Origin of the sequence: Erwinia sp. V71 (assembly GCF_965644245.1) — a bacterium.
Classification (GTDB): domain Bacteria; phylum Pseudomonadota; class Gammaproteobacteria; order Enterobacterales; family Enterobacteriaceae; genus Erwinia.
On sequence record NZ_CBFFRK010000043.1, the window covers coordinates 14,712 to 33,329 of the forward strand.

Below are 18,618 nucleotides of genomic sequence, written 5' to 3' on the forward strand. Positions count from 1 at the left end.
TTACTGCTGCGATTAACCGCCGGACAGGAGACTGGAAATGGCTGCCCCGCCAATTCTGCAGATGAACAACATCTCACGCCGCTTCGGGCAGTTTTATGCCTTAAAAGAGGTGAGTTTGACGGTTTTTCCCGGCGAAGTGCATGCCCTGATGGGTGAGAATGGTGCCGGGAAAAGCACCCTGATGAAGATCCTCGCTGGCGCTTACACCGCCAGCAGCGGGGAGATTCTCATCGACGGTAAGCCCGCGCATATCCACTCACCGAAAGATGCGCTGGATGCCGGGATTACCCTGATTTATCAGGAGATCAACCTGGCGCCGAATCTGACGGTGGCGGAGAATATTTTTCTCGGTGCAGAGATTCAGCGTGGCGGTCTGGTCAGCCGCCGTCAGATGGAGCAGGAAGCACAGCAGGTGATCGATCGCCTGCACGCGCAGTTTTCTGCCCGCGACCGGGTAATGACGCTGAGCATCGCCGAGCAACAGCAGGTGGAAATTGCCCGCGCGTTGCACCGCAACAGCCGCATTCTGGTGATGGATGAACCCACGGCGGCACTCTCTTCGCGCGAAACCGCGCAGCTGTTCGCACTGATCAAGCGGTTGCGCAGTGCGGGTATGGCGATCATTTACATCAGTCATCGCATGGCGGAGGTGTATGAGCTTGCCGATCGGGTCAGCGTGCTGCGTGACGGTCAGTATGTCGGCAGTCTGCTGCGTGACACGCTGAATGCCGCTGAACTGGTGCGCATGATGGTGGGACGTCCGCTTAGCGATCTGTTTAATAAAGCGCCCGTGGCTATCCGCGGTATGCCGCGCCTGACGGTTGAAGCACTGGCGGATGGCGGCAAAATTCACCCCTGCAGTTTGTATGTTCGCCCGGGGGAAATTGTCGGCCTGGCGGGACTGGTCGGCGCAGGGCGTTCAGAGCTGGCGCAGCTGATTTTTGGTATCCGAACCTCCACCCACGGCACTGTCGCCATTGAAGGGCCGCCGGTACATATCACGTCGCCGCGCGAGGCGATTGCGCTTGGTATGGGCTATCTGCCGGAAAACCGCAAAGAGCAGGGGCTGTTCCCCGAACTCGCCGCGCACGAAAATATTGTGGTGGCGACCATTGAACGCGATGCCCATTACGGGCTGCTGGATCGGCGCAAAGGGCAGACGATTTCCGGCGAAGCGATTCACACCCTCAATATCCGCATTCCTCATGCTCAGGTACGGGCCGGTGGCTTGTCAGGCGGTAATCAGCAGAAGCTGCTGATTGCGCGCTGGATCGCCATTGGGCCGCGTATTCTGCTGCTCGATGAGCCGACGCGCGGTGTGGATGTCGGGGCGAAGAGCGAGATCTACCGCATGATGAACCAGATGGCGCAGCAGGGGGTGGCCATACTGATGATCTCCAGTGAACTGCCGGAGGTGGTGGGGATGAGCGACCGGGTGTATGTGATGCGCGAGGGGGCGATTGTCGGCGAGCTGCAGGGGGAAGCGATTACCCAGGAGAGCATTATGACGCTGGCGACGGGTGTTGATGTGCCGCAAGCCGCCGACGCCTGAGGAGAAGCCGATGACTACCAGCACACCCCAACGCAGCAGGTTTCCAGGGCTAAAGCGCGTACTGGTTGCCGATATGCTGCAAACCATCGGTATTTTGCCTGTTCTGGTGCTGATCGTGGTGGTATTCGGTTTGGTCGCGCCGAACTTTTTTACAGAAGGCAATCTGCTGAATATTACCCGTCAGGCCTCCATTAATATCGTGCTGGCGGCAGGGATGACGTTTGTCATTCTGACGGGCGGTATCGATTTGTCCGTGGGGTCGATGCTGGGGGCGACAGCGGTAGTGGCGATGGTGGTGTCGCTCAATCCGGCGCTGGCGGCATTGTCGATTCCCGCTGCGCTGCTGGCGGGGCTGTTGATGGGGCTGTTTAACGGCATGCTGGTTGCCTGGGCCGGGCTGCCGCCGTTTATTGTCACGCTCGGCACTTATACCGCGCTGCGTGGCGCGGCCTATCTGCTGGCGGATGGCACGACGGTGATTAACTCGTCGATCAATTTTGAGTGGATCGGTAATGGCTATCTTGGTTCCGTGCCGTGGCTGGTGGTGATTGCCTTTGCAGTGGTGGCGCTGTGCTGGTTTATTCTGCGCCGCACCACGCTGGGCGTTCATATCTACGCCGTGGGCGGCAATATGCAGGCGGCACGGCTGACCGGGATTAAGGTCGGTGCGGTGTTGTTGTTTGTCTATGCCGCCAGTGGGTTGTTGTCCGGTCTTGGCGGGCTGATGAGCGCATCACGGCTTTACAGCGCCAATGGCAATCTCGGTGTGGGTTATGAGCTGGATGCGATAGCGGCGGTGATCCTCGGTGGCACCAGTTTTGTCGGCGGCATTGGCAGTATCACTGGCACGTTAATCGGCGCGCTGATTATTGCCACGCTGAACAACGGTATGACGCTGATGGGCGTCTCTTACTTCTGGCAGTTAGTGATCAAGGGGGCGGTGATCATTATTGCGGTGCTGCTTGATAAATACCGCACCCGCCATCATCAGACCTAACGTTCACGTACCTCCTCCATCACACATGGGGCAGGGGGCTGATACTCCCTCCCTCATGCCATGGGGGAGGGCTGGGGTGGGGGAACAAACGCCGCAAATCATTCGGTTTCCCGCCATTCCGTTCCCTCCAGAGCAGAGGCGTGAGCACATGCAATCCAATCCATACAGGAGAAGATCTATGCGTTTACATCGGATTACAGGCGGGCTGCTGGCCGTTGCGCTGCTGACAGCATCACTGGCGCAGGCGAAAGCGCTAAAAAGTATCGGCGTCACTGTGGGCGATCTGGCGAATCCGTTCTTTGTGCAAATCGCGAAAGGGGCGGAGATGAAGGCGCATGAGCTGGCGGGCAATAACGTCAAGGTGACGCTGGTATCCAGCGGTTATGATCTCGGTCAGCAGGTGGCGCAGATCGATAACTTTATCGCGGCGAAGGTGGATATGATTTTGCTCGGCGCGGCGGACTCGAAAGGCATCGCCCCGGCAGTGAAACGGGCACGTGATGCGGGTGTGGTGGTGGTGGCGGTGGATGTGACGGCTGACGGAGCAGACGCATCGATCACTTCCGATAATACTCAGGCCGGGATGCTGGCCTGTCAGTACATTGCTAACCGGCTGAAAGGGAAAGGCGATATTCTGATTATTAACGGGCCGCCAGTGTCGTCGATTATGGACAGGGTTTCGGGTTGTCAGGGGGAACTGAAAAAGTATCCGGGTATTAAGGTGCTTTCCGATAATCAGAATGCCAAAGGCAGTCGCGAAGGTGGGCTGGAAGTGGCGACTTCGCTGCTTTCCGCTAACCCTAAAGTGGATGCTATTTTCGCGATTAATGATCCGACGGCAATTGGTGCTGATCTGGCGGCGAAGCAGGCGCAGCGCAGTGAGTTCTTTATTGTGGGTGTTGATGGTTCGCCGGATGGCGAAGAAGCATTGAAGCGCAGTAATTCGCTGTTTGTTGCCACACCAGCGCAGGACCCACAGGTGATGGCGGCGCGTGCGGTGGAAATTGGCTATGACATTTTGCAGGGGAAACCGGCGCCGAAAGAGACGGTGTTGATTCCGGTGCAGATGATTGATCGCAATAATGTCGGGCAGTATAAGGGGTGGACGGTGAAGTGATTTGCTTTGGGGTTGGGTTAGTTTAGGGGCGTCGCTGTGGGGATGGTGCCCGGCACAGGGAATACGGGCAAATCGGAAAGTCGCTGTTCGCCATCCCTAGCTGCCCGGCCCACGCCATCCCTGGCGCGGGACGCTTTCCTTTTTTGCCCGTATTCCCTGTGCTTTTCGCGTATGTGGCGCTTTGGGAATTCTTCTGGCTGTTGGTGGCAATCAGGCAATCAGGCAATCAGGCAATCAGGCAATCAGGCAATCAGGCAATCAGGCAATCAGGCAATCAGGCAATCAGGCAATCAGGCAATCAGGCAATCAGGCAATCAGGCAATCAGGCAATCAGGCAATCAGGCAATCAGGCAATCAGGCAATGCGGCTGGCAATGGGGGGAGGAGTGTCGAGGCGCGTGACATCGGCAGCAAAGACATAGCCCAGGCCGCGCAGGGTGCGGATCAGGGTTGGCTGGTGTGGGTTGGCTTCGATTTTGCGCCGCAGGCGCATGATCAGGACATCAATGGTGCGGTCCAGCACGTCCAGCGTTTCGCTGTGGGTGAGTTCCAGCAGCTGGTCACGCGTCAGTACCTTGCGGGCATGGCGGATCATCGCCAGCAGCAGGCTGTATTCTCCCTGGGTGAGTGGCACGTCTTCACTGCTGGGATTAGATAAGGTGCAGCGGTTTTCATCGAGCCGCCAGCCGTTGAACTGCCAGCCCTGTGGAATGTCCTGTACGCTGGAGCGTGCCACGATACCACTGCGGCGCAGCATCGCTTTAATACGCGCGACTAATAGCCGCGGACTGAAGGGTTTGGCGATATAGTCATCGGCACCCATCTCCAGCCCTATCACGGTGTCGGCTTCTGAACCCATTCCGGTCAGGATCATGACCAGCATATCCGGTCGCAGGTGTTGTATCTGCTGTAACAGCAGCAGGCCATTGGTGTCCGGCAGGATCATATCCAGCATCGCCAGCGAGATATCGTTGCGCAGTGTCAGGCAGCGTAGCGCATCGGCGCCGCGCTGGCAGCTGTAAACTGTCAGGCCATGCTCACTCAGCACATCGCTCAGTTGCTGGCAGAGGGTATGATCTTCATCGACCACCAGAATGGCGGGTTTCATCACGGAACCTCACTGATTGCGCGCAGGATAAAAAAGCAGTGTATGCGAGCAATCACCAAAGGTGATGGTTGCGGAGGGAAAATGTGAGACGGGTCGCGCGCTGGGCGACGTTTTTTCGGCGCGTGCCGCAGAATGCGTCAGCCGCTATTTTAGTCATGAGCCAGATATCGCCTCGCGGGCGGGGCTGATGTCAGTGGCTCCGCTGTTACGGCGTCGGTTTGTTTTTGCTGCGCAGATGACTGTACTGCCACAGCCAGCGCCCGCTGGTCAGCCGCCACCAGAAGCAGAGACCGCGCACGATCCAGTCAAGGAACATCCCCAGCCAGATGCCGACCACGCCAAAGCCGAGCACAATTCCCAGAATATAGCCGACCACAATCCGGCAGCCCCACATGCCGATCATCGAGATCCACATGGTGTAACGGGCATCGCGCGCGCCTTTTAAGCCTGCGGGCAGAACCCAGGAGGCCGCCCAGATCGGCATAAAGGCGGCGTTAAGCCATACCAGCACTTTAACGACATCGATAACGTCTTCTTCGCTGGTGTAGAACGAGGCCAGCACGCCTGCCAGCGGCACGGAAATCATTGCCAGTGCACAGAGTCCAAAGGTGGACAGCCAGAAAATATGCTTCAGCTGGCGTTCCGCCTGGCTCACCTGCTGTTTGCCGAGCCGGGTGCCGACAATAATGGTGGCGGCGGCGCCCAGTGAGTTACCGGGCAGGTTGATGATCGAGGCAATGGAGAAGGCGATAAAGTTACCGGCAATCACGCTGGTGCCCATGCCTGCAACAAAGACTTGTGTCAGCAGTTTGCCGCCGTTAAACAGCACCGATTCGATACTGGCGGGCAGGCCGATACTCAGCACTTCCATCAGAATCGGCCCGTTCATCCGGCGGAAGTAGCTGCGCAGGGTGACTTTCAGCGCCGGGTTAAAGCCAATCGCCAGCACATAGATCACCGCCGCCGCGCCAATATAGCGTGACAGCGTCAGGCCGATACCGGCACCGATAAAGCCCAGCCCGTTCCATGAGAGACAGCCATAAATCAGCAGGCTGCTGATAATAATATTGAGGATATTCATCCCGCCGTTAATCAGCATCGGCAGTTTGGTATTGCCTGCGCCGCGCAGTGCGCCACAGCCGATCAGGGCGATGGCAGCCGCGGGATAACTCCAGACGGTGATACGCAGGTAGGTGAGCGTCAGTTCCTTCACCGCCGGGTCGGCGTCACCGGCAATCAGGTTGACGATGGCACTACCGGAAAACTCGATCAGCAACGCCAGCACCACGGCGGCCAGTGTCATCAGTACCAGCGACTGACGTGTGGCGGCGCGTGCCCGTTTGCGATCGCGTTTCCCCAGACTGAACGCCACCACCACGGTGGTGCCGAGATCGACGGCGGCAATAAACGAAATGATCACCATGCTGAAACTTTCAGCCAGCCCGACAGCGGCCATCGCTTCTTTACCTAAACGACTGACCAGGAAGGTGCTCAGCACCCCCATCAGCAGGACGCAGGCATTCTCGAACAGGATCGGTACAGCCAGTGGAGTGATTTCGCGCCGAAGCAGAACCCCGTAGGAACGCCGTTTGGGATACCATGCTGTGCCCTGAATGGCGTGCAGCAGTTTTGTATGCAGCTTTTGCAATTGCGTTCCAGCGAGGTCAAAGAAGTCGGGGGAGTTATAAGAATGGTTAAGCTGCGAATAATAATCAAACTATTTATGAAGGCAGGCATAAAAAAGCCATTTTTCCGCCAGGGGAATTGATCCACCGCAGCTTTCCGCGACGGCAAAGCCGTTTCAATTCAACCCCATTCCCGGTATGATAATAATACTCATTTACATAAATTTCCCTTATAAATGAAAAATATGCTGTCTAACCGCGCGTCACGTTTTGCCGCGCTGCTGTTGTTACCGCTGGCCCTGCAACTGGCTGGCTGCGATAACCCATCCAGTGAACAGGCTGCTGCGCCAGCCCATCATGCCGCCCAGGGCGACTGGCCGCGCACGCTGCAGACGCCGAAAGGGGCATTCACCCTTGACCATGCGCCGCAGCGTATTGTGTCGACCAGCGTGACGCTGACCGGAACCCTGCTGGCGATTGATGCGCCGGTGATCGGTTCAGGTGCAACCGCGCGCAATACCTCGGTGGCGGACGATCAGGGTTTCTTTACCCAGTGGGGTCAGGAAGCGAAAGCGCGTCAGGTGAAACCGCTGTATATCAGTGAACCGAATGCGGAAGCGATTGCCGCCGAAGCGCCTGATCTGATTGTTATTGCTGCCACTGGCGGCGATTCTGCCCTCAAACTGTATGAACAGCTGTCCGCTATCGCGCCGACGCTGGTGATCGATTACGGTGACAAGAGCTGGCAGCAACTGGCAACCGAACTGGGCAGTATTACCGGCCATGACGCGCAGGCGCAGAGCCGGATTGACGGTTTTAATCAGCGCGTCGCGGCGCTGAAGCAGTCCATTACGCTGCCGCCGCAGCCAGTTTCCGCGCTGGTGTATTACGAAGATGGCCGTGGTGTGAATCTGTGGACCCCCGCTTCGGCGCAGGGAAAACTGCTGACTGAACTCGGTTTTACTCTGGCGTCGCTGCCGATGGATGTCACGCCGCAAACCAGTATGGGTAAGCGCAACGACATTATTCAGCTGGCCGGGGAGAATATGGCTTTCGGTCTGAATGGCAACACGCTGCTGCTGTTCTCCGCCACCGAGGCCACGGTGCAGCAGGTCAGTAATAATCCTTTCCTTAAGCATCTGCCACCGGTGCAGCAACAGCATATTTACGCCATGGGGCCGGATACGTTCCGCCTCGATTACTACAGTGCCAGCAATATGCTGAACAGTATTGAGCGCCATTTCGGCAAGGTGCAGCCGTAACCCGTGATGAGAACAATGACTGTATTACCGCGCCAGCTGTTGTTAGCGGGCGCGTTGCTGCTGCTGTTGGTGATTATCTGCCTGCTCAGTCTGCTGCTCGGGGCAAAAGCTATTTCGCCACAGGATGTCTGGCTCAGTCTGAGCGGCCAGCTGCATAACGCCGACAGCGTGATTGTGATGGATGCACGCCTGCCGCGAACGCTGGCGGGGATTCTTGCCGGACTGGCGCTGGGTGGCGCCGGCGCGGTCATTCAGGCACTGACACGCAATCCGCTGGCCGACCCGGGTATCCTCGGCGTTAACGCCGGTGCCAGCTTCGCGATAGTGATTGGTATCAGCCTGTTCGGCGTCAGCGGCATCGGCGGATGGCTGCTGTTTGGCTGGAGTGGCGCGCTGCTCGCCAGCATTGCCCTGTGGCTGATCGGTTCTATCGGCGGTGGTAAAGTCAGTCCGGTACGCCTGACGCTGACCGGTGTCGCGCTGAGCGCGGTGCTGATGGGGATGTCCACCTCGTTAATGCTGATCAACCCGCAAACCTTCGATCAAATGCGTATCTGGCAGGTCGGCACCCTCGATATTCGTTCATTGCCCCATATTGCGCTGGTGGCTCCGGTGATCCTCGCCGGAGCGGTGCTGGCGCTGGTGTCGGCGCGGGCGCTGAACACGCTGAGTATGGGCGAGGAGATCGCCACGGCGCTGGGGACGCGAGTGGTGCTGGTGCGTCTGCTGGCGGTAATGACTGTGATGATCCTGTGCGGTTCCACCACGGCGCTGGTTGGCCCCATCAGCTTTATTGGCCTGATGATCCCGCATGTGGCGCGCTGGTGGTTTGGCACCGATCAGCGCTGGATTGTCATCGGTTCGTTCCTGCTGGCACCGATATTACTGTTGCTGGCCGATATCGCCGGGCGACTGGTCGCACCGGGGGAGTTACGGGTGTCGGTGGTGACCGCATTTATTGGCGCACCAGTCTTAATCTGGCTGGTGCGGCAACGTAAGCATTAAGGAGGCTGGCATGACCACCAGGACGCTGCTGCTGGGGAATTCCGCTGGCGCAATCAATCTGCGTATCCCGCTGCGGGTGGTGCTGGTCAACAGCACGCTGCTGTTGCTGGCGCTGCTGCTGGCGCTGTTTGCGCTGTGCTACGGCACGCTCAGCCTGACGCCTCAGCAGGTCTGGCTGGCATTGCAGGGGGAGGGTACGCCGGGCATGGTGACCATCGTCAGTCAGTGGCGTGCTCCGCGCATCCTGCTGGCGCTGGTACTGGGGGCCGGGTTAGGCATGAGCGGCGCGATTTTTCAGTCGGCGATCCGCAATCCGCTCGGCAGCCCGGATATCGTCGGTTTTAATACCGGTGCGTGGACCGGTGCACTGGTGGTGATTATTGTTCTGCAGGGCAATTACTATCAGATTGCCGCCGGGGCGCTGGTGGGTGGCATTGTCGCGGCAGCGCTGATGTATCTGCTGGCGTGGCGTGAGGGGATTGCCGGTTTTCGCCTGATCATTGTCGGCATTGGCGTTGCCGCACTGCTGTCGGCGTTTAACAGCTGGCTGATGGTCACCAGTTCGCTGGAAAGCGCGATGACGGCGGCGTTGTGGTCCGCCGGTTCACTGAATGGCCTGACCTGGGCGAAAGGGCAGCCAGCATTGATCGCGATTCCGCTGACACTGATGCTGGTGCTGCTGCTGGGGCGTCGTCTGCAACTGATGGAGATGGGCGATGACAGTGCGCGTGCGCTGGGTATTAATACCGAGGGCAGCCGCCTGTGGCTGATGCTGTGCGGTATTATCCTGACCGCAACGGCCACCGCAACGGCCGGGCCGATTTCGTTTATCGCCCTGGCCGCGCCGCAGATTGCCCGCCGTCTGACCCGTGCCAGTGCCGTACCACTGTTTTCTGCAGCCACCACGGGGGCACTGCTGCTGCTGACGGCGGATATCACCGCCCAGCACAGTTTTAATGGCATCCAGCTGCCGGTTGGCGCGGTCACCGTCAGTATTGGTGGTGTATATCTGATTGGGTTGTTGATTCGGGAGTCCCGTCGCTGATGAGTACTATTTCCACCGCCAGCCGTCTTCAGGCATCAGGCCTGACGCTGGCTTATGAACAGAAAGTGATTGCCAGCGATCTTAGCGTCAGCATTCCCGACAAACAGTTTACGGTGATTATTGGCCCCAACGCCTGCGGTAAATCGACGCTGCTGCGCGCGCTGTGTCGCCTGCTGAAACCACGTGCCGGGCAGGTGCTGCTGGACGGCAAAGAGATTCATCAGCTGGGCACTAAAGCGCTGGCGCGTCAGTTGGGTTTACTGCCGCAGCATGCCATTGTGCCGGAAGGCATCAGCGTGGCGGATCTGGTGGCGCGTGGTCGTTATCCGCACCAGAGCCTGCTGAAACAGTGGAGCGATGCCGACAGGCAGGCGGTCGATGCCGCGATGGCGGCGACCAATGTCGCCCAGCTGGCGGATCGCAGCGTGGATGAGTTGTCCGGTGGTCAGCGTCAGCGGGTATGGGTGGCGATGGTGCTGGCGCAGCAGACACCGCTGCTGTTACTGGATGAACCTACCACCTGGCTGGACATCGCCCACCAGATTGAACTGCTGGATCTGTTTCGTCAGCTGAACCAGCAGGCCGGGCATACGCTGATTGCGGTACTGCACGATCTGAATCAGGCCTGTCGCTATGCTGATCATCTGATTGTGATGCACAGCGGGCAGATTGTGGCACAGGGCAAACCGGCGGAGATTATCAGCGCAGAACTGGTGCAGCAGGTGTTTGGTATGAGCAGTGTCATTATTGATGACCCGGTATCACATACGCCGCTGATTGTGCCGTGCGGACGTTATCACCCGGCGCCTGCCATATAGCGCCGGGGGAAACAACGCTAGCGGCGGATAAACCCGGCCAGCAGCGCCTGCAGTCCGTCAATCAGACCGCCACGCCAGCACAGGTTGTCGTGGCCGCCAATATATTCGCGGTAACTGACCTGATGTGTGGTGCTTTTTAACGCCTGCAACATTTGCTGGTTTACATAGCCGATATCCGCTTCCGTGGTGCCGGATTCCATAAAAATCGTCAGGCCGGAGTGGGCGGCGTCACCCGACGTCACCTGACGGGTCAGCCAGCCGGTTTCTTCGGCATTGTTGCGCAGCAGCTCAGGGTCCGGCCACCAGAAGGAGCCCGACTGGCTGAGGATGCGGCCAAAGCGCTGCGGCCAGAACAGGCCAGCGTACAATGCCGCCAGTCCGCCGTAGCTTTGCCCGGTGACCACGGTGCGATCGGCCTCTTCGCTGAATGTGGCGTAACGTCTGGCCTGCGGCAGTAACTCCTGCTGTACCGCCTGCCAGAATGGTTCGTTGCAGGGCAACTCCTGACCACGGTGCGCAAGGTCGATCACGTCAATAAACAGCCAGCAGGCGGCAGGCAACAGGCCCGCAGCAGTCTGACTGTCGAGGGCCGACCAGATCGGGATATTCTGCGCCCAGTTTTGTCCGTCCAGCATAATAATCAGCGGGCGCTGATCAGGCTGTGCGGTGTCGCCGGTGGTATACAGCCAGACTGGTCGCTGATTCGCCAGCAGGGTACTTTGCCAGTGAAAACGCTGCAATCGTCCCGCATCAGCGTCCACCGCCTCGCCTGCATCATAAGCCTGCCAGCCCGCCTGCACCGGGGCGTGTGGCATATGGGCGGAAGAGAGCGGTTTGCGACGACTGTTAAAATGCGGGCGCAGCGGATTGAGCGGATCGGCAATGGTATGCTCCAGCAGCAGTGTCATCCACCATTCGCGCTGCTGCTGACTGGCGGTCGCCGGGTCATCGCTGTATTCCGGAGGCAGCTTGCTGGCGTCAATCGGGATCAGATTATACCCGCCACGCCAGCGCGCATCGACCACGGTTGACCAGTGCCAGATATCGGTGCCAGCGATACGCTGCATGTGTTCCGGGTCCGGGCTGTGGTGATCGGTGATGCCGTTGATATCGATATAAACCTTCACTGTGGGCGACGTGTGCTCATTGCCTGCCGGATCTCGCCAGAAATAACTCATCGTCACGTCATTGCCTGACTGTGCCTCCACCAGCGGTGTACCGATCTGCGCCAGCTGTTGCCACCATGCTTGCTGGCCGCGATTGTCCGCCGCCAGCAAGCGTGCTGCGCTTCCCTCTGGCTGCAATGCCGGCATACGATTTTTACCTGCCATCAGTCACTTCTCCCTCGTTACTTTTCGCAACAGAGAGTAACACTATGTCTTCGAAAATTGACTTAAGAAATACTAATACGAATATGATTGAGAATCATTTTCACTTCCAATAGCATCCCTGCGGCTCCAGCCAGAGGCGATCTTTTCTCTCTGTGGCAAGGCGCGATTTCGCGGCTGGAGCCTGTGCGTCAGACCATAAATTTAATAAGCAGTCACAACGGGGATGATAAGGATATGGGTAAAAAGCAGCCGCTCAGCTTCGGCGCATTATATGCTGGCACCGTGCGCAAGCGCGTGTTACTGGCTTCAACATTGATGGTTATACCGTTTTCCCAGAGCATGGCGGCGACGGAAAGCAGCATGACGGTCACCGCATCCAGCGAAGAGAGCGTGACGGCGGCGCAGAACACGATTGTGGCGAAAGAGAGTGCCGCAGGCACCAAAAACGCAACGCCATTGCGCAAAACGCCGCAGGCCGTTTCAGTGATCACCCGCAAGCAGCTGGACGACCAGGCCGCGCCGTCTGTCGCTGATGCGCTGGGCTATACCAGCGGTGTGGTGAACAACTATCGCGGCAGCTCTAACCGTAACGATGAAGTGATCAGCCGTGGTTTCCGCTATGCGCCGAAATTCCTCGATGGTCTGAGTTACGGTATCTCCGGACAGGGTGGGGCAGCGGGGCAGATCGATCCCTGGCTGTTAGAACGCGTGGAAATGGTACACGGTCCGGCATCGGTGCTGTATGGTCAGGTTAACCCTGGCGGGATTATCGCCATGACCAGCAAACGCCCAACGGCGGAAAGCATCCATAAAGTGCAGTTCAGCAGCGGCAACCAGCATCTGGCGGAAGCGGCGTTTGATTTTGGTGGTGCACTGAATGATGACTATACGCTGTTTTATCGCCTGAACGGTGTTGCCAGCACGAAGCATGAGGCCGTGAAGGACAATAAACAACAGCGTATGGCGATTGCCCCGGCGCTGACCTGGCTGCCGAATGAAGACACCAGCATTACTTTACTGACCAGCTACACCAATGAACCAAAAGCCGGATTCCGTAACTTCCTGCCGTATATCGGCACCGTGGTGGCAGGTGACGGCCAGTACATTCCTTACGACTTTAACGTCAGCGATGCGAGCTATAACCAGGCGAAACGTGAACAGACATCCGTTGGCTATATTTTCGAGCACAACTTTAATGATGGGCTGTCATTCCAGCAGAACCTGCGTTACACCAAAATGCATGAGTCGTATAAGTACCTGGTGTATACCTGGAATGAATCGAACACGGTGATTGGCCGCCGTCCGCAGCATGACAAAATCGAAACGGATGAACTGGGCATTGATAACCAGTTTAAAGCGTTGTTTGATACCGGAGCGGTAAAACACACGGTTCTGACTGGCCTCGACTATAAGTGGAGCGACAAAGACAGCAAACTGTGGCGCGACAGCGGTTCGCAGTACGATCTTGACTGGGCAAACCCAACCCGCGTCAGTATCGATGAGAGCACCTTTAGCCTGGTGACTGACGATCACAAAAAACTGAATCAGGTTGGCGTTTATCTGCAGGATCAGCTGGAGTGGAATCAGTGGAATCTGCTGCTGTCAGGCCGTCATGACTGGTCAGAAGTAAAAACGCTGGATCGTACCAGTGATACTGAGACGCAGGTCAATGATAATAAATTTACCGGTCGCGCAGGTTTGCTGTATGCCTTTGATAACGGTATTTCGCCTTATATCAGCTACAGTACCTCGTTTGAGCCAGTGCTGGACAGCGGTAAGCCGGGCGGCGATCCGCTGAAACCAACCACTGGTGAACAGGCGGAAGTGGGGGTGAAATTCCAGCCTGCAGGAAGCGAAACCTCGCTGACGGTATCCGCATTCCACCTGAATCAGAAAAACATCAGCGCGTATAACAGCACGCTGGGTTACTACGAGCAGATTGGCCGCGTGCGTACCAAAGGGGTGGAAACCGAGCTGCGCAGCCAGCTGACGCCGGAAATTAATGTGATGGCGTCTTACACCTATATGGATTCCGAAACCAAGGAAAGCACCACGGCGGCACAGGTTGGCAACACGCCATCCAGTATTCCGCGTCATGCGGCATCGGCGTGGGGCAGCTACAGCTTCCTCGATGGTGTGCTGAATAGCATTACGGTCGGAACGGGTGTGCGTTACACCGGAATGACCTGCGCCGACTCCACCGGCACCAATACTGTCCCGAAATATACGCTGTATGACGTGATGGCGAAGTATGATCTGGGTGCGGCGTCTTCTGCACTGAAAGGCACCACCGTGCAGCTGAATGTCAATAACCTGACCGACAAGCACTATGTTGCGTCCTGCAGCAATACTTCCGCCTGCTTCTACGGCACCGGACGTACTGTTGTCGGTTCCGTCAGCTACAGCTGGTAATCCGCTCTGCCGCCCTCCCGCCATAATGGGGGAGGGCTGAAAACGGGTGCCTGCAACGCGCCCATCTCCCGGGCGCGTCGTGTTCCCCACATTAACGGAATGGCGGCTCGACAAAGGTCCGCAGTTTACGCGAGTGGACGCGGTCGCCTTCGGCGCGCAGCAGGTCAATGGCGCAGATACCAATCTGCAGATGCTCGGAAATCGCCCCCTCATAGAAACGGTTGGCCTGACCCGGCAGCTTAATTTCACCGTGTAGCGGCTTATCGGAGACACATAACAGCGTGCCGTAGGGGACGCGGAAACGGTAACCCTGTGCGGCTATGGTGGCACTTTCCATATCGACCGCCACCGCGCGGCTCTGGTTAAAGCGCAGAGCGGAAGCCGCATAGCGCAGTTCCCAGTTGCGGTCGTCGGTGGTGACCACCGTTCCGGTACGCAACCGCTGTTTCACCTCTTCGCCTGGCATATTGCTGACCATCTTAGTCGCATCAAACAGCGCGCGCTGCACTTCGGCGATGCTGGGGATCGGAATATCCGGCGGCAGCACCGCATCCAGCACATGGTCGTCGCGCAGATAGGCGTGCGCCAGCACATAGTCGCCAATGGTCTGACTTTCGCGCAGGCCGCCACAGTGACCAATCATCAGCCATGCGTGCGGACGCAGTACCGCCAGATGGTCGCAGATGGTTTTGGCGTTCGACGGGCCGACGCCAATATTCACCAGCGTGATCCCCTGACCATCGGCCATCATCAGGTGCCAGGCGGGCATCTGGTGGTTTTTCCATGCCAGATCGGAGACGGTCTGTTGCGGGTTCGGCGTGTCGGCGGTAATCACAATATTGCCTGCGCAGGAGAGTGCCTGATAGGGCGAGTCAGCATCGGCGATCTGTTCACAGGCCCAGCGCACAAACTCATCGACATAGCGGGTGTAGTTGGTAAACAGCACCCAGGACTGGAAATGCTCGACAGGCGTGCCGGTGTAGTGCTTGAGTCGCGCGAGGGAGAAGTCGCTGCGCAGCGCATCAAAGTGAGAGAGCGGGAAAGGCTCTTCCGGGTGCAGAATACCGTCGGCATTCTCATCGCCAATCAGCGCCAGTTCGGTGGTGGGGAAGTGCTGCGCGATACCGGCGCTCATTGAGCGGTCAAGCACTAAACCTGAGCCGTCCAGCACATATGGGAAGGGAATTTCCTGCTGTGACGGACGCACTTCCAGCGTAATCGGGTACTCGCCCGCCAGCATCTCCAGCTGTTTTTGCAGATAATCACGGAACAACGCCGGACGGGTAATCGTGGTGGCATAGCATCCGGCGCGGCTGAAGCGACCATACGCGCGGGACAGGCGGTGATCTGCCGCATTGCCCTGCCAGCTGACGCGCAGCTCGGGATACACAAACAGGCCCTGCGCCCGCCGGGTAGCATCCGGCAGCTCGCCGTGCGCAATATAGGTGGTAATGGCGTCACGCAGGGCGTTGACCGTCGCATCGTACATCGACTCCAGTCGATCCAGCGCCTCGATAACCGTAAGACCGTTCATATTCTCTCCTGATTGCCCTTATCCTGATTGTCTCTGCCGGGTATGACACCGGTGTTGCTGAGGACAGCATAACGCGATGTCGGCAGTAACAAAACCCGCTCAGGTGATACGGCCGCTTGTGATCACGCTGGTCAGCGAAGATAAAAACAAACAGCAAGTCAGGCTCAGGCTGCTCCTTCCCGCATGCAATGGGGGAAGACTGTGGTGGGTGCAGCAACGACGCTGAATCTTCGTTGCTGCACCCCTTCCCCTACGGCGTGGGGGAAGGGGATAGCGCAGAAATGTCAGTAAGAGAGGATCAGCCGTTAAGGCATCAGAACTGTTTGCTCAGGCGCAGACTGAAGGTATGGGCCTGATAATTTTCACCGCGCTGCAGATCGTAACGTGCATCAAGACTGGTATCGCCAGCCTGATACAGCGTGCTGCCCAGCGCGACGCCAGCCATATCTTTCACCGGCGCGGCACCTTTGGTGGTAAAGCGGGTTTCACCAAGGGTATCGGCGCTGTAGCTGGCTGAACTGCTCATCTGGCGGTTGTCATACTGATGGATCCATGACAGTTGCAGATAAGGCGTCAGGTTGCCAAAACCGGTGGCGATGGCATGCTCCAGACGCGCGCCGATATCACTGGTCAGCGACTGAGCATGTGCCGCATCGACCGTCAGGCCCATGCCGTTGCTGCTGCTCTCCTGGTAACCGTCGAGGTGCTGATAACTCCACGCCAGGCTCGCCAGTGGCGTCAGCACTGTGTCGCGCGCCAGTGCCAGCGGATAGCCCGCTTCAGTTTGCAGGGTGACGGAATTGCCGTTGAAGTTGCCGTTTGCGCTGTCCTGATAGCCAGTGAAACTCACCTGACGCAGGGTGCTGTAGTTCTGGTGCGCCAGTCCGGCGGAGAGATTCACAAACCATGGCTCGCCAGTATAACCCGCGTAACCAATCACACCGTAGTTGCTGGCGGTGGAGCGGTTACCCGCCAGATTGTCTTCGCCATGCACAGAGGTGATGCTGTAAGTCAGCGCCGCGCCGCTGCGCCAGCTGTCACCCAGCGCACGATCCGCGCCGAGCAGCAGGCCGCCGAATTTTGCCCGATAGCCGCTGACTTCACTGCTGGTGCCACGCTGGGCGAAGCCGCCGAATGGCTGACCCCAGATCATCCAGCCTTCATCGCCTTCACCGGTCGCGACACCGCTGATGTCACTGCTGTCCGGATTACGCTGTGCATTGATATGGTTGCCGACGACGGCAAAAGCGGCGTCCGATGCAGCGGCTGTCGCGGCGCTGGCATTAATATTCTGCGTGGAGGAGAGGCGTTCGCCAACCCGGTTCGCTTCGGCCTGGTTATCGATCGCCAGTGACGCGTTATACAAATCGAGAATGCCGCTGCCGATGCCGGAATGGCTGGCCAGGCCATTGAGCGAGGAAATGGCATTGCCGCTGGTGGCCCAGCGCGTGTGTTTCACCGGAGTAATCGGTGTTGTACTGCCGTTATCGCCAGGCGCGTTCCAGGAACCCAGACTTACCACAAGGGCACTGCGTCCGTCACTGGTCACTGTGCTGCCAGTGACGCTGTCGGTGTAACCGATGGCCTGATAGTTGAGATGGCTGCTGTGGTAGTCAGTGCCGGTGCTGGCGGCATCAATCACCACATAGCGCTGTCCGCTGGCAAAGTTATAGCTGTTTCCGCTACGCAGCAGGGCGATGGTTGAACCCGCATCGACAATGGCGGAACCGGAGACGATCAACCGCCCGTAACCGCTGTCGGTGGTGGCATTGCCATTTGCCACTGCGCTGTCCGACACACCCAGCACCAGCGCTGCGGCAGAGGACTGAATGTAGCTGCCGTCAATATTCAGCGCATTATCCACCAGCAGGGTGGCGGCTGAATTGGTGACACTGCCGCCCTGGGTCTGGATATGATCATTCAGGTACAGGTTACCGCCGCTGAAGCTGAGATCGGTATTATCCAGCAAAATATTACCCACCTGGCCGTTGCTGCCCGTCAGCGTGCCGACACCGCTGTTGCTGCCCGCGATGGTCAGTGGTGTGCCCGACGCAATATTACCGGCGATGGTACCTGAGTTAATGATCGTGCCGATGCTGGAGAGCGAATCGCTGGCAATCGCGTAACTGCTGCCGCTGAGGGTGCCATTGTTGGTCAGTGTCCCGATGGTGCCTCCGGCGCTGTTGATCAGCCCGGCGCTGCTGCCGCTGATGGTACCGTCATTGGTGATCGCGGTGATATTACCCGTGTTATACACACCGGCAATGCCGCTGATCACGCCATCACTGACATTATTCAGCATGCTCAGCGAGCCACTGTTTTGAATGCCGTAGGCATTGGTGCCGATCATACTGGCATTATTCGTTATGGTGCCCATTATGCCACCATCATTGAAAATGACGGCGGACAGCGCGGAATCTGCGCTGCTGGCAGAGAGCAGATCGTCATTGGTAAACCCGGCCATAGTACCCATATTGTGCAGGACGTAACCATCGGTGCTGGTAAAGGTACCGTAAAGGGTCAGATTATTATGCAGAGTGCCACTGGACGTGACTTCCAGCAGGGTTCGTGCGCTGCTGTATCCGTTAGTATTGGCATACCAGCCGACGAGGCCGCTGTTGTAATTAATTAACATATCAGGAGTGGCAGAGCTGATGGCCTGTGCCAGCGGCGAAAGAAACATACCCTGGGCAGCCGTTAATGCCACCAGTAATGACCCTTGCGGGCTGATGCGTGTTCGCGAATTCAGATAATAAGTGCAACGCTTGGTCATGTGGATGGAGGGACGGTTAGCTACCGATAAGCTATCCTGC

At 58.0% G+C, this 18,618-nt stretch carries 13 protein-coding genes; 8 read left to right on the forward strand and 5 right to left on the reverse strand.

Annotation, left to right across the window (positions count from 1 at the left end; translation table 11 throughout):
* Positions 1-37 precede the first annotated feature (37 nt).
* The 3 genes from ACSZO1_RS11305 to ACSZO1_RS11315 all read left to right on the forward strand — a co-directional run bounded on the left by ACSZO1_RS11305 (position 38) and on the right by ACSZO1_RS11315 (position 3,666).
* A complete protein-coding gene (locus tag ACSZO1_RS11305) occupies positions 38-1,552 on the forward strand; it encodes a sugar ABC transporter ATP-binding protein (RefSeq protein WP_437612549.1) in 1,515 nt (504 codons plus the stop codon).
* Positions 1,527-2,549, forward strand: coding sequence for an ABC transporter permease subunit (locus ACSZO1_RS11310; protein ID WP_437612551.1), 1,023 nt, complete (start codon positions 1,527-1,529; stop codon positions 2,547-2,549). The genes ACSZO1_RS11305 and ACSZO1_RS11310 overlap by 26 nt, the downstream gene beginning before the upstream one ends.
* A 178-nt stretch (positions 2,550-2,727) precedes the next feature.
* A complete protein-coding gene (locus tag ACSZO1_RS11315) occupies positions 2,728-3,666 on the forward strand; it encodes an ABC transporter substrate-binding protein (protein ID WP_437612553.1) in 939 nt (312 codons plus the stop codon).
* A gap of 354 nt (positions 3,667-4,020) precedes the next feature.
* Here ACSZO1_RS11315 and ACSZO1_RS11320 read toward each other — a convergent pair whose 3' ends face one another.
* Together ACSZO1_RS11320 and ACSZO1_RS11325 are read right to left on the reverse strand one after the other, a co-directional pair.
* The gene (locus ACSZO1_RS11320) at positions 4,021-4,773 is read right to left on the reverse strand and encodes a response regulator (RefSeq protein WP_437612555.1); all 753 of its coding nucleotides are present in this window, start codon (positions 4,771-4,773) and stop codon (positions 4,021-4,023) included.
* A 205-nt stretch (positions 4,774-4,978) separates the two neighbouring features.
* Positions 4,979-6,421, reverse strand: coding sequence for an EmmdR/YeeO family multidrug/toxin efflux MATE transporter (locus ACSZO1_RS11325; protein ID WP_437612557.1), 1,443 nt, complete (start codon positions 6,419-6,421; stop codon positions 4,979-4,981).
* A 213-nt stretch (positions 6,422-6,634) separates the two neighbouring features.
* On the opposite strand from ACSZO1_RS11325, the gene fepB reads away from it, so the two are divergent.
* Genes fepB through ACSZO1_RS11345 form a run of 4 tightly spaced genes read left to right on the forward strand, consistent with a single transcriptional unit; the run spans position 6,635 to position 10,528 of the window.
* Positions 6,635-7,660 carry a Fe2+-enterobactin ABC transporter substrate-binding protein gene (gene fepB, locus ACSZO1_RS11330; protein ID WP_437612559.1) on the forward strand — a complete coding sequence of 342 codons (1,026 nt, stop codon included), beginning with the start codon at positions 6,635-6,637 and terminating at the stop codon, positions 7,658-7,660.
* A gap of 15 nt (positions 7,661-7,675) precedes the next feature.
* Positions 7,676-8,665 (forward strand): Fe(3+)-siderophore ABC transporter permease, encoded by a 990-nt coding sequence (gene fepD, locus ACSZO1_RS11335; RefSeq protein WP_437612561.1) that lies wholly within the window; start codon positions 7,676-7,678, stop codon positions 8,663-8,665.
* Between the two features lie 10 nt (positions 8,666-8,675).
* Complete coding sequence (gene fepG, locus ACSZO1_RS11340; RefSeq protein ID WP_437612563.1) at positions 8,676-9,710, forward strand: iron-enterobactin ABC transporter permease; 1,035 nt, start codon at positions 8,676-8,678, stop codon at positions 9,708-9,710.
* Positions 9,710-10,528, forward strand: coding sequence for an ABC transporter ATP-binding protein (locus tag ACSZO1_RS11345; RefSeq protein WP_437612565.1), 819 nt, complete (start codon positions 9,710-9,712; stop codon positions 10,526-10,528). Before fepG ends, ACSZO1_RS11345 begins: the two co-directional genes overlap by 1 nt.
* 17 nt (positions 10,529-10,545) lie before the next feature.
* Here the strand turns inward: ACSZO1_RS11345 and fes are convergent, their stop codons facing one another.
* Positions 10,546-11,859, reverse strand: coding sequence for an enterochelin esterase (gene fes, locus ACSZO1_RS11350; protein WP_437612567.1), 1,314 nt, complete (start codon positions 11,857-11,859; stop codon positions 10,546-10,548).
* A gap of 234 nt (positions 11,860-12,093) precedes the next feature.
* On the opposite strand from fes, the gene ACSZO1_RS11355 reads away from it, so the two are divergent.
* On the forward strand, positions 12,094-14,271 hold the full coding sequence (locus ACSZO1_RS11355) for a TonB-dependent siderophore receptor (RefSeq protein WP_437612569.1): 2,178 nt from the start codon (positions 12,094-12,096) through the stop codon (positions 14,269-14,271).
* A gap of 91 nt (positions 14,272-14,362) precedes the next feature.
* On the opposite strand, the gene ACSZO1_RS11360 is transcribed toward ACSZO1_RS11355, so the two are convergent.
* Positions 14,363-15,805: an AMP nucleosidase gene (locus tag ACSZO1_RS11360; protein WP_437612571.1), complete on the reverse strand. Its 1,443-nt coding sequence runs from the start codon at positions 15,803-15,805 to the stop codon at positions 14,363-14,365.
* A gap of 313 nt (positions 15,806-16,118) precedes the next feature.
* Positions 16,119-18,618, reverse strand: a 2,500-nt coding sequence (locus ACSZO1_RS11365; RefSeq protein ID WP_437612573.1) for an autotransporter domain-containing protein, incomplete at its 5' end; no start/stop codon positions are given.